The sequence below is a fragment of the Hymenobacter bucti genome (assembly GCF_042681145.1).
In the GTDB taxonomy this organism is placed as follows: domain Bacteria; phylum Bacteroidota; class Bacteroidia; order Cytophagales; family Hymenobacteraceae; genus Hymenobacter; species Hymenobacter bucti.
The window spans coordinates 23,399-35,662 of sequence record NZ_JBHUFD010000005.1 but is presented as its reverse complement, the minus strand read 5'-3'; the positions used below and the strand labels follow the sequence as shown (position 1 = coordinate 35,662).

10 protein-coding genes are annotated in these 12,264 nt (G+C 62.1%); 6 read left to right on the top strand and 4 right to left on the bottom strand.

The features are described from left to right. The first annotated feature begins 180 nt into the window (after positions 1-180). The 6 genes from ACFSDX_RS12380 (at position 181) to ACFSDX_RS12355 (ending at position 8,658) form a co-directional block, all read left to right on the top strand. On the top strand, positions 181-3,342 hold the full coding sequence (locus ACFSDX_RS12380; RefSeq protein ID WP_382313863.1) for a T9SS-dependent M36 family metallopeptidase: 3,162 nt from the start codon (positions 181-183) through the stop codon (positions 3,340-3,342). A 572-nt stretch (positions 3,343-3,914) separates the two neighbouring features. Beyond that, positions 3,915-4,193: a hypothetical protein gene (locus tag ACFSDX_RS12375; protein WP_382313861.1), complete on the top strand. Its 279-nt coding sequence runs from the start codon at positions 3,915-3,917 to the stop codon at positions 4,191-4,193. A gap of 232 nt (positions 4,194-4,425) precedes the next feature. Beyond that, positions 4,426-6,006 (top strand): PQQ-dependent sugar dehydrogenase, encoded by a 1,581-nt coding sequence (locus ACFSDX_RS12370; protein ID WP_382313859.1) that lies wholly within the window; start codon positions 4,426-4,428, stop codon positions 6,004-6,006. A 211-nt stretch (positions 6,007-6,217) separates the two neighbouring features. Then, positions 6,218-6,634: a hypothetical protein gene (locus ACFSDX_RS12365; protein WP_382313857.1), complete on the top strand. Its 417-nt coding sequence runs from the start codon at positions 6,218-6,220 to the stop codon at positions 6,632-6,634. Then, complete coding sequence (locus ACFSDX_RS12360) at positions 6,631-7,542, top strand: isoaspartyl peptidase/L-asparaginase family protein (RefSeq protein ID WP_382313855.1); 912 nt, start codon at positions 6,631-6,633, stop codon at positions 7,540-7,542. The genes ACFSDX_RS12365 and ACFSDX_RS12360 overlap by 4 nt, the downstream gene beginning before the upstream one ends. A 276-nt stretch (positions 7,543-7,818) precedes the next feature. Beyond that, positions 7,819-8,658, top strand: a complete 840-nt coding sequence (locus ACFSDX_RS12355) for a cyanophycinase (RefSeq protein WP_382313853.1) — start codon at positions 7,819-7,821, stop codon at positions 8,656-8,658. 40 nt (positions 8,659-8,698) lie between these two features. Here ACFSDX_RS12355 and ACFSDX_RS12350 read toward each other — a convergent pair whose 3' ends face one another. The 4 genes from ACFSDX_RS12350 to ACFSDX_RS12335 all read right to left on the bottom strand — a co-directional run bounded on the left by ACFSDX_RS12350 (position 8,699) and on the right by ACFSDX_RS12335 (position 11,977). Continuing rightward, on the bottom strand, positions 8,699-8,953 hold the full coding sequence (locus ACFSDX_RS12350) for a hypothetical protein (RefSeq protein ID WP_382313851.1): 255 nt from the start codon (positions 8,951-8,953) through the stop codon (positions 8,699-8,701). Positions 8,954-9,012: 59 nt separating this feature from the next. After that, positions 9,013-9,921 (bottom strand): LEA type 2 family protein, encoded by a 909-nt coding sequence (locus tag ACFSDX_RS12345; RefSeq protein ID WP_382313849.1) that lies wholly within the window; start codon positions 9,919-9,921, stop codon positions 9,013-9,015. A 226-nt stretch (positions 9,922-10,147) separates the two neighbouring features. Then, complete coding sequence (locus ACFSDX_RS12340) at positions 10,148-11,236, bottom strand: glycosyltransferase (RefSeq protein ID WP_382313846.1); 1,089 nt, start codon at positions 11,234-11,236, stop codon at positions 10,148-10,150. A gap of 198 nt (positions 11,237-11,434) precedes the next feature. Beyond that, the gene (locus tag ACFSDX_RS12335; protein ID WP_382313844.1) at positions 11,435-11,977 is read right to left on the bottom strand and encodes a YciE/YciF ferroxidase family protein; all 543 of its coding nucleotides are present in this window, start codon (positions 11,975-11,977) and stop codon (positions 11,435-11,437) included. Positions 11,978-12,264: the final 287 nt, after the last annotated feature.

Sequence of the window (12,264 nt, the reverse complement as noted above, 5' to 3'; positions counted from 1 at the left end):
TGGCCGCTGCTAACGTGCGCTTTAGTATTTTTTTAAGGATTAGGTTATTAATGTAAGTTTGTTAGTACATTCAAATAATTATATTTTTGAATTATGAAGAAATCATTAAAAAAATGAGTTGAATGTTATTAAGCTTCTATACTTTTAGAGCGATGTTACTACTCACGCTATTAAAAGTCCATGAAAAAACTCATACCCATTGCCACACGACTTGGTTTATCGGCTGTCCTGCTGGGCGGCAGCTATTCGGCTTATAGCCAAAGCAAAACCCCCGCGCCCACCGAGGTAGTGCCCCAGGCGGCTCTTGAGCACCTGCGCAAAAACAAGCAAGCCCTCCGCCTGACGGACACCGACCTGGCCGACGTCGTGCTGAGCGGACAGTCGGTTTCTAAAAACAGCGGCGTCAAGCACATCTACCTGCAGCAGCGCTACCAGGGCATCGAGATTCACAATGCGGTGAGCAACGTGAACCTGACCAAGGATGACGAGGTGCTGAACGTGGGCGACCGCTTTCAGAAAGACGCCAGCCACCGCGTGGCGGCGCGCCAAAGCGCCCCGCTCGCGGCCCCGGCGGCCGTAGCGGCCGCGGCCCGGCACGTAGGCCTCGCGCTGAAGCAGGACCTGGCCGTGCAAAAGCAGACTGGCGCCAAAAACGGCGAAACAGTCTTCTCGACCGCCGGCATTGCGCTGGAGCCCATTACGGCCAAGCTCGTGTACCAGCCCCTCGCCGACGGCAGCCTGCGGCTGGCCTGGGAGGTATCTATCTACGAGCTGAGCGCCCAAAACTGGTGGGAGATTCGGGTGGATGCCGCCACGGGCGAACTCCTGGAAAAGGACAACCTGGTAGTACACTGCGAGTTTGACAACGATGGGCCCGCTGGCGTGCCCCTAGGTCAGTATTCCGCGTCAGCGGCTACGAAGCCCGCCGCATTCAACTTCGCGGCCGCGGTGGCCACCGCGGCTGCCACGGGCACCTACCGCGTGTTCCCATTAGTGACGGAAAGCCCCAGCCACGGGCCGCGCGTGCTGGTGGGCGCCGACGCCGCCGACCCACTAGCCTCGCCCGAAGGGTGGCACTACGCGCCGGGTGGCAACTTCACCACCACGCGGGGCAACAACGTGTATGCCTATGAGGACCCGAACAACAACAACAGCTTCGCCACAAACTACAGCCCGGACGGGGGCGCGGGGTTGGTTTTTGACTTCCCGCTAGACCTGACGCAGCAGCCGGTAACCTACCGCGACGCGGCCACCACAAACCTCTTTTACTGGAGCAACATCATGCATGATGTGTGGTACCAGTATGGCTTTGATGAAGGCAGCGCCAACTTTCAGCTCGACAACTTCGCCAATGGCCGGCTCGGGAGCGACCCCGTATTGGCCGAAGCCCAAGACAGCCGCAACATTCCGGTGCCGCCGCCCGGCGTGACTACCCGCAACAACGCCAACTTCTCGACGCCCCGCGACGGCGTGGCGCCGCGCATGCAGATGTACCTGTGGAGCGGCATTCCGGACCGCAACCTGTTTCAGGTAACGACCCCCGCGGGCATTGCGGGCAGCTACCCGGCTCTAGAAGGCACTTTTAGCCGGCCACTGACCGCAGTGCCGGTAACTGGCCAACTCGTGCTGGCCCAAACCACACCCCCAGCCACCACGGCCCTCAGCGAGGAAGGCTGCGGCCCGTACCTGAATGGCGCGGCCATCAGCGGCAACATCGCGGTGGTGTACCGCGGCACCTGCGGCTTTGCCGACAAGGTGCAGAACGCCCAGAAAGCCGGCGCCATTGCCGTAGTCGTTATCAACAACGCGCCGGGCGCTCCCATTTCGATGGGCGGCACGCCCACGACCGCGCTGCCGGCCATCGTGATTCCGGCCGTGATGATTAGCCAGGCCGATGGGCAAACCATTCGGAATTTGCTGAATGCTCAGACGGTAGTGACCGTGGCCCTGAAAAACAGCGGCTCGGGTCCGGAAATCGACGGCGACTTCGACAACGGCATCATTGCCCACGAGTATGGCCACGGCATTTCGACTCGCCTCACCGGCGGGGGCCTGAACGTGGCTTGCCTGCGCAACGCAGAGCAAGCCGGCGAAGGCTGGAGCGACTGGTTCGGCCTGATGCTGACCACCAAGCCCGGTGACACGGGCGCTAAGTCGCGGGGCATCGGCACCTACGCGTCGGGCCAGCCCACCACCGCCCGGGGCATTCGTCCTGCTCCCTACAGCACCGATTTTGCGGTGAACAACTTCACCTACGGCGCTACCAACAACACCGCCGCCATCGCGGCACCCCACGGCATTGGCTTCGTGTGGGCCACCATGATTTGGGATATGAACTGGGCCTTGGTTGACAAGTACGGCTACGACGCCGACCTGTACAAAGGCACGGGCGGCAACAACAAAGCCATGGCCCTGGTGATTGAGGGCTTGAAATTGCAGCCGTGCAGCCCCGGCTTCGTAGATGCCCGCGACGCCATTCTGGCCGCTGACGTGGCCATCAACAAAGGCGCCAACCAGGAGCTGATTTGGAAAGTATTTGCCCGCCGTGGCCTGGGCTTCAGTGCCAAGCAGGGCCTGAGCACCAGCCGCACCGACCAGGTCGAGAGCTTCGACCTGCCGCCCGTGTACGCTTGCTCGTCGCCCACCATCACGGTATCGCCCGCCAACGCTGGCTTCACCGGCGCCGCGGCCAAAACCATCTACCTAGGCTACGGTGCCCAGAGCGTGACCCTCACGGCCAGCGGCGACCCCACGTTCACCTACTCGTGGTCGCCCGCCAAGGGCCTCAGCAACCCGACTATCGCCAACCCAGTGTTTACGCCCACCGCCGCGGGCAGCTACACCTTCACCGTCACGGCGGTTAATGCCTCCCTTTGCACCCGCACGGCTTCGGTTACCATCAACGTGATTGACGTGCGCTGCGGCAACAAGCTCGATAAAGTAACGGTGTGCCACAAAGGCAAGGCACTGTGCATCGGCGCCGATGGCGTGGCCGACCACCTAGGCCACGGCGACATGGTGGGCGCTTGCGACAAGCAGGCAACCCCTTCCTTGCAGGCTGGTGGCGACGAAGTGGCGCAGGCTTTGCAGCTGACCGCTTCGCCTAACCCCACCAACGCCCGCACCACGCTCGACTTTACCCTCGTCGAAAGCAGCAGCTATCGCCTAGAAGTGATAAACATGCAGGGCGCCCGGGTGGCCGTAGTGGCCGAAGGCAGCGGCGAAGCTGGCGAAAGCTTCTCCCACGAGTTCAGCCGCGGCCCGCTGGCCCCGGGCCTGTACATGGTGCGCCTCGTAGCCGGCAAGCAGAGCAAAGCCACCAAGCTTATTCTGCAAGACTAGGCAGCTAGTTCTTGAGTTACTAAAAAGAGGTCGTGCTGTAGCACGGCCTCTTTTTTTAGGGAGGTGTTTGCTGCGGCCACCTGCTTTTTGTTGAATCGCTAGGTAATGAGTAGTGCGCCGCAGCCTACCCAGGCGGCGGCCACCACGTGCTGCCCGACAGCTGCTAAGGACGTGCTCAAGTGCCACATTCCGGCAACATAGGACCTTAAGCCGTAGGAGGTTAAGGCGTAGAACATGGCAGAAGAAATGCTGCGCGACGTAATTATTTGCCAGACTTGTTTCCAAATTAAGAAACACCCAAGAACGGGTCATGCTCAACGCAGGGAAGCAGCTCTACCGCAGCGTTAAGCGGTGCGGTAGAGCTGCTTCCCTGCGTTGAGCACGACGCTCGTTTACAAGACCTTTAATTTAGGAACAAGTCCAATGGGTAAACAACATTGGCAGGAGAAAGAGATGGCGAGGGTTGGGTTTAACTTTTGCTGTTGAGCTACCGTATAGTACCCCGCGACACTTCGCCGGCGCCAGTTAATTGCTGGCGCTGCATACTTTTAACTTGAAGACCGTTCCTGTTTATGAAAACGATATTCATTCTAGCTGCCATGCTCACCGCCGGGGCTTACTCGGCCAACGCCCAAACCAGCACGACTACGACGCGCCAAACCACGACGACGCCGGCTGCTACCACCCCAGACCAAACGGTTACGCCCTCGACTACGACGACGGAATCGACCACGACAACCAACGACCCCAACGTGATGTCGACCAAAACCAAGGATAAGGGCACCACGCTCATCCAGCCCGCCCCCGGCACCAAAGTAAAAAGCAACGGCAAGCGCATCAAAATCAAATAGCGTTCGCTAGCTTTTAATTGAATTAGGACCCCAGTTGCACTCGTTGCGACTGGGGTCTTGCTTTTCAATACTTCTGCTTTACTACCGTAAGCCAGCAGCCGCCACTAGCTACATTCAGTAGTTATAAGGCGCTAAATCCGTATTTTACGCACTCCTGGGCTCCGTATAGAAGGACTAGTTTAGTTTGGGCAGCCTTGGTTAAGCTGGCTCAGCGTTTCTCCTCCCCTAGATTATGCGTGCAGCGATTATTCTGATTGGTTTAGTAGTAACCAGTAGTGCGGTGGCCCAAACCGTGACTGGCCCGCAGGGTGAAGTATTTGGGCGGCGCGTGCTGGCGCGGCAGCTCAGCGACCCTTGGGAACTCACCTACGGCCCCGACAACCACCTCTGGCTAACCGAAGCCAAGGGCTACCGCGTGAGCCGGCTCGACCCGGCCACCGGCACCAAAACCGTGCTGCTCGACCTCAGCCCCGAGCGCCAGTTTCCGCGCTACGACCGCACCGCCGACTCGCTGGACGGCGGCAAGCCCTGGCCCCAGGGTGGCCTCATGGGCCTGGCCCTGCACCCGCAATTGCTGCAAGGCCAGCCCTACGTGTACCTGGCTTATCTCTACCGCTTTGCCGGGGCCGGCCAGCGCGGCAAGGGCGGTGCGCCCAACTACGGCGGCTACTTTTTTACCACGCGGGTGGTGCGCTACGAGTACCAGGCGGCCGCCCAAACCCTGACGCACCCCGTGGTGCTCTGCGACACGCTGCCCGGCAGCAGCGACCACAACGGTGGCCGGCTGCTCATTGCGCCGGTGGGAGGGAAGGACTACCTCTTTTATAGTATCGGCGACCTAGGGGCCGGGCAGTTCGACAACGGCGGCCGGCCCAACCACGCGCAGCAGCCCAGCCATTACGAAGGCAAGATTCTGCGCTTCAACCTCACACCCGATGCCGACGCCGGCCCCGCCGACCAGTGGCTGCCCAACGACAACCCCTACGGCGCGGCCCGCCACCAAAGCGCCGTCTGGAGCATCGGCCACCGCAACCCGCAGGGCCTGGCCTACGCCGTGGTGGGCGGCGCCGGGCATATGTACGAAAGCGAGCACGGCCCTTATTCCGACGACGAAATCAACCTCATCGAGCCGGGCAAAAACTACGGCCACCCGCTCGTGCTGGGCTACAACGATGGCAACTACGACGGCCTGGCCGCCAGCGTGTCAGACCGCGCTACGCTGCCCGGCCCCTGGTACACCACCTACCCGCTCATCGGCAGCGAAAAGGCCAATGCCCAAGCCATGGGCGCCACGTATCGCGACCCCATCAAGACGCTATACCCCAACACGAACGCGTTTTTGAAAGATTTTTTTATCAAGACCAAGCGCCACGCCGAGGCGCCCGAATGGCCCTCCGAGGCACCTAGCAGCCTGGCCGTGTACACGGGCGCGGCCATTCCGGGCTGGCAAAACTCGCTGCTGCTGCCCACCCTCAAGCACGGCAAGCTCGTGCGCCTGCGCCTGAATGCAACCGGCACCCGCGTGGTGGGCGACACGCTCATGTACTTTAAAGCGCCCGTGCGCTACCGCGACGTGGCCCTCTCGCCCGATAGCCGCCGCCTGTACCTAGCCACCGACAGCGCGTCCGTCACGTCGGGGCCATCTAAGGAAGACCCGAAGGGCACCAGCTGCAAGGGCTGCATTCTGGAGTTTACCTACCAGCGCGGCGGCTCGCCGGCTCCAGCGCCGGCCCGGCCTGCGCCTGCCGCACCCCGGCCGGTGGGTGCCGGGGGCGCAGGCCCTCGCCGCCCGGCCCGCGTCGTGGCCCATTAAAACTGCTAAAAACAGGCTGCTTGGTGCTAAGCAACGGGTTTTTTAGCCAACAGACACTCAGTAGCCTACCTAGGAAACTAAGCTGGCCGCCCCGTAAAAATACGGAGGCCGCCGGGCGACCTACGCAGACCAAAAATCAGGGTTTACCGAGCAACGCTGAGTTGGGAATGAGCCGTTTAGAAGCCCTGGTCACTTCCTCCCCACCTGATACATGAGCCCCGTTTCCTTACCTAGGGCGGCCATTGCGCCGCTTTCGCCCGGAGTTTCTTTTGAGGTGTCGCGCTCGCACACCAGCCCGCACTACCACCAGCTGTCGCTGGCCGATGCGCAGGGCTGCCTGGCGCACTGGATTATTCCGCTGTCCCTCAAGCATCTGCTCAAGCAGCCCGCGCTGCTGTGGCAGCTGCCGGCCACCTCGGTGGGCGGCCCGCTTACCCGCCTCGACACGGGCGCTTTGCAGCTGGCCCCGGCGCACCCGGGCCTCCAGCCCAGCCTGCCCGCCGACCTGGTAGAGGGCGTGCTGCGCCTCTGCTTTGAAGGCCACTTGCTGCGCGGCTATTTCCGTTTGCAGTGCCTGCCCCAGGGCGGCGGGCAATTATGGCAGCCTATCCCCATCGGTAGTATATGAATACCTACGCAATTGTGCTGCACGGCGGCGCCGTAACCATGAAGCCCGGCGAGCTATCGGAAGAAGAAGCCGCGTTTCAGCGCGTGGGCCTCGGCGAAGCCCTGCACGCGGGCTGGCTCATTCTCAGCCGGGGCGGCCCGGCCCTCGATGCCGTAGAAGCCGCTGTGCGCAGCCTCGAAGACAACCCGCACTTCAATGCCGGGCGCGGGGCCAGCCTCACCCGCCAGGGCGAAGCCGAGCTGGATGCCGCCATCATGGACGGCCGCACCCTGAAGGCGGGCGTCGTGGGCGGCGTCAAGTACGTGAAGCACCCCATCAGCCTGGCGCGGGCGGTGCTCGAGCACAGCCCCCACGTATTTCTGGCCGGCGAGGGCGCCCTAGAGTTTGCCCTCCAGCGTGGCCTGCCGGTGGCCGGCCCCGAGTACTTCCAAACCGCCAAAACCCGCGCGCAGTGGCTCGAGCTGGCGCAGCAGGAGGCGGCCCCGGCGGGCCACGACACGGTGGGCGCCGTGGCTCTCGACCTGGCCGGCAACCTGGCCGTGGCCACCAGCACCGGCGGCATCGAGGGCCAGGCCAAGGGCCGCGTGGGCGACAGCCCCATGCTGGGCGGCGGCACCTACGCCACCAACGACGCCTGCGCCGTGTCGTGCACCGGCGATGGCGAAGTGCTCATGCGCGGGGCGCTGGCTCACGAAGTGTGCGCCCTGGTCAAGTACAAGAGCCTGCCGCTGGCCGAAGCCTGCCAGGCGGCCCTAGGGCTGCACGACGACTTACTACGCGGCGACAAGGGCATGATTGCCATCGACCCCCAGGGCCGCATCGCACTGGAATTCAACACCAACGTGATGCGCCGCGCCTACCGGGTGGGCGAGGCCGCGCCCTACGTGGCCATTTTCCGCGAGGAGTAAAAGAGCAGGTGCGGTAGCCGTCCCCGCCCCGGGCTACCGCGCCCGCTTCGCTGCGAATACGGGTTAACCGAAGGTCAAAATCCGTATTTCTAGCGCCGCCCGGCCCGGGGGCTGGCCGTTAAGAAAAAGCGAGTCCTTGCTGCGGCCGCCCCTGGCGGTAGCGATGGACTGGAGAGCCGGCCGCGGTAAGCTGCGGCCGTGGCCCTGCGGCACCTAGGTGCGGCAATCAACCTCGGCGGGCTGATGCGGACCGGTCCTCCATTTTTTTTAGTCCTTATGCCTACCAAACCCATTATTCCCAAGGGCAGCCTGCTCGCCATCGGCGGCCACGAAAAGCGCCACGCCACCAGCGCCACCGACGAAGCGGAGGACAAGTCGCCCGAGTTTATTCTGCAACGCTTTGTGGAAGAGCTCGCCGGCCAGCGCACCGTGGTGATACTGCCGGCCGCGTCGGAAGAGCCCGAAGAAGCGGCCCAGGACTACATCGAAGTGTTCACCTCGCTGGGTGTCGAGCGCATTGAGGTGCTTCATATCCAGAGCCGCGAGCAAGCCAACAGTGCCGAGGCGCTCGACATAATCAACCGGGCCGATGGGGTGCTCATCACGGGCGGCGACCAGCTGCGCCTCACGGCGTTGCTCGGCGGCACTGCCCTGCTGGCCCGCCTCGGCGAGCGCTACCTACACGAGCCCATCATTATTGCGGGTACCAGCGCCGGGGCCGCGGCCATGAGCACGCCCATGATTTACCAGGGCCGCAACGATGCCGGCTTTCTCAAGGATGAGATTCACATCACCACCGGCTTGCAGCTGCTGCGCGATGTGGCCATCGACACGCACTTCATCAAGCGCGGGCGCATGGTGCGCATGGCCCAGATTATTGCCACCAACCCCGGCTGCATCGGCCTAGGGCTCGAAGAAGACACGGCCGTGCTCATCACCAAAGGCCGCGAGCTGGAGGTGCTCGGCAACGGCATTGTGGTACTGCTCGACGGCCACGACTGCACCGGCAACACCATCTACGACATCGCCCCTGGCGAGGTCTTCTCCATTCGCGACCTGCGCCTGCACCTGCTGGCCAAAGGCCAGCGCTTTACGCTGCCGCAATGGGGATTCTAGGGAAGAGTCCTGAGTAGTATTCTTATCTACTACGTTGTTCCTACCTAATCTTGCCTTGGTTGTCCCAGTGGCTGGATTTCACTTCCAGGCTGCCAGGCTGCCGCTTGATGGTGCGCGTGAAGCGCTCGCCGGCAATGAGGCCATCGGGCCGGCGCTTGCCAAAAAACAGCAGGATGGGCTCGCCGTGCTCGTTGGTCACGAAGGTGATGTCGTAGCCCTTAAACGCATCGTTGATGGTGGTGCGGGGCTCGTAAATTTTGCGTAGCTTTTTGTCTAGCTCGGGGTGGAGGGGCATCAGAAAAAAGGGGATGTTGAATTAGAGTTTTGGGCGGAGGAGGTGGCCCATAGAGCTGGTTACTTGTCCTTCGCGCCCTTGGCGAGCTCCTTTAGGTCCTTCATGGTGCCGCTGCTATTAAAGTGCATCGTGGCATCGCGGGTGCTGGCCTGGCCGGCGGCTACGGTGGCCGTGCCGGTGAGTGTGTAGTCTGTTTTCTTGGGCTTAAAAATCGTTTTGAACAGCACCTTAGGCATCTTCTTCGGCTGAAACTTCACGTGGATGGGCATCAGCTCGGTGCCCTTCTTCTTGAAGGTAACGTCCTTGGTTTCCTGGCCTTTCACGTCGAGGTCATCCTCCACCCGAAACCGGTAGCTCACCTGCTTCACGGTAAAAGGAATGGACTCGTAGTTGGTCACGCGCAGGTTCACAGTCGCCTCACCCTTATTCAGGCCGAGCTTGGTAATGTCCACATCGGCCACTTCTATTTTGGGTAGCTTCGGGATGTATACGCGCTTGCGCACATCCACCGGTATTTCGGTGGGCCCGGCGCCGGGCAGGTTGGCGTAGAGCACGGTGTGCAGCTGCACGGTCACGCAGTCGCGCTGCGCCGTTTTGGCCGCGTGCTTTACTTCGGGTAGGTTCAGGGTGAGGGGCAGCTCGAGGCTGCTGAGCGCGTTGCCCTTCACCACGAGCGGACTGGCTTTGTGGCCCTGCGCCAGGCGTTTACCTTCCACGCGGGCCTCGTAGCGCAGGCTGTCAACCTTGAGGTCGATGGGCGTGTGGTTGCGCAGCTTCACCCTAAACTGGCCCTTGAGGCGCTCGCGGGTAATCTGGCTGATGTTGAGCGTGGGCTGCTCTAGGGTAGGTAGCAGGGCCTTGCCGCGGTCGGTGGCGAAGTAGGTAATGCCGCCACCGACCACCAGCAGCCCTAGCAATACGAGCAGCGTGGTGCGCACCGGGTGGGGCGCGGTCGAGGAATCATTCATGAGAGCTGGTGCTAAGAAGTATATCACCAAAGTCTGCTTAGTATATAGCTGAGCTTTAGTAAATTATACTAGTAGCTACGTAGGCTCTCCAACCAGTTGTTATAGCCGAGCTAGCCAAGAAGAAGGCCAGTGCCCAGCTTGCGCTGGGCGTAACTAGCAGGCGGGCCGGCCGGGCGCTGCGCGGGCGGCTTAGCTTTAAAAAACCCAAAAAATGTTGCCCTAGGTCCTAGCCTTCGGCCCAGGTATAGCGGCGTGCCTTCCACTCGATGGCGCCGGGCCACACTGTGTAAGCCAGTACCGCCAGCGACATCAGCAGCAGGTAGCCGTCATAAAGGAGCAGCACGCCCAGGCGCTCGCGGTGCCCCGCTTGCCGCAGCGTAATGGCCAGAAACAGGCTTTGGCACAGCACCTTGCCCGCGTACAGTAGCAAAATGGTGCTCAGCGGGAGCAAGCCAGCCCAGCCCAGCACCGTGTAAAACAGCCCGTAGGAGCTGAACAGCGCCCCGAGCTGCCAGGGCAGGCGGCCGGCGCCCTTCATCCAGCGCTTGCGCTGGCCCAGCAGGTGCCCTAGGGTGGGCTGCGGCGCCGAAATGCCCAGCACCCGCGGCTCGATGAGGTTGCGATAATGCCAGCCCTGGGCCACTATTTGCTGAAAAAGCTGGAGGTCTTCGGTGATGCTGAAAGCCAGGGCCTCGAAGCCGCCGATGGACTCGTAGGCCGCCCGGGTCACGAGCATGTTATTGCCCACCGCCGTGATGGGCAGCCCGCAGTCGGTAAGCAGCCTAATAAGGTTGAGGCCAAACAGCCAGTCCAGCCCCTGCATGCGCCCAAACAGTGGCCCCTCGGCGGTGGTGATGCCCGTGACGATGCCCACCCCGGCCGGCGCGGCGGCCACCATGGCCTGCGCCCAGTCGGGGCTGAGCACCATATCGGCATCGGTTAGCAAAAAGTAGTCGGCCGTGGCGGCGCGGCACAAGTGGGCCAGCACGTTGCCTTTGCCGCGCGCCGTGCCCAGCTGCTGCCGCACCAGCAGCAGCCGAAACTGCGGCCGGCCCGCAATGAAGCGCTGCACCACGGCGGCGGTGCCATCGGTCGAGGCATCGTCACCGATGAGAATTTCGAGCTTATCGGCCGGGTAATTGAGCCGCGCCAACGATTCGAGGCAGCGCCCAATGTTCGCCGCCTCGTTGCGGGCCGCCACCAGGATGCTCACCCGCGGAAAATCCGTGAGGGCCGGCAGCGCCGGCCGGGGCCAGGCCGCCCGCAGCAGTATGAGGGCGTAGAGCCCGAAAAAAGTCCCAAAAAATAGCGTCAACCAAACCATAGAAGCGTCCTCTGCCGATGCAAATAGCCACCCAGGAGGCCCCTAGGTGGCTACTGCTTTACGGCGGCAAGTATGGCGCTCGCTGTAGGTAAACTACTGGTTTTTTGACGGTTATTTAGGATAAGTACGCTCAGTACTTATCCCCGGGGCCGGGGCCAGCCCGCGTTGCCAGCCCGCGGAAGCTGGCGGCTAGCCCAGGGCCTTTTCATCGACCGAGTTGATGGCCAATTGGTTGAGCGTTTCGTCGGCATTCTTCTCTTCGGCCAGGCTGCTGCTGAGCAGCAGGGCTTCGGGCGCGTAGCCCAGGCGCTTGGCAAAATGCACCACCGTGCCGTACTGGGCTATTTCGTAGTGCTCGACGCCCTGGGCCGCGCTGATGATGGCGGCATCCATCACTTCATCGCTGGTGTTGAGCGATAGCAGCAGGTCGGCTTCTTCGAGGAGGCCTTCCATGGCCTTGCAGCTGGGGCCGTCGAGGTCGAGGTGGAGGCTGGCTGCCACTTGCTCGAGGCGCGCTACCTGGCCTTTGGTTTCGCGCAGGTGCTTTTCGAGGCTCATGCGCAGCTGGGGGTCGGTGGCCGCCTCGGCCAGCTTGGGGAGGGCTTTTACGAGTTGTTTCTCGGCGTCGTACAGGCCTTGCAGCTTGAGCTCAAATAAGTCGGCGAAGGTTTTCACATGGTCAAACATAACCGTATCGAAGGAAAAGGAAGTGAAGGCAGTTGATACTTGCATAAGAAATAATAGTACACCTAGTTAACGGGAGCGCCCTGGTCGCGGCTCGCCAATAGGGCACTCATAACTAGCTATTTAGCAATAATTACCGATTTATCCGGAGGTGCTGCTCCGCCTTTCACGCGTTTTGGCTACGTACTAAGCGCAGTGGCCAGGGTGCTTGCCCTGGGGCGCGGGGCCCGGGGCACCCTAGGGCTAGCGGGGCGTCGGAAGTGGCCGGGTAAATGTGGCCAGCACAGGACTTTACCTGCCGCATGTCAGGAAAGACAGCCCCAATCTGCTGCACG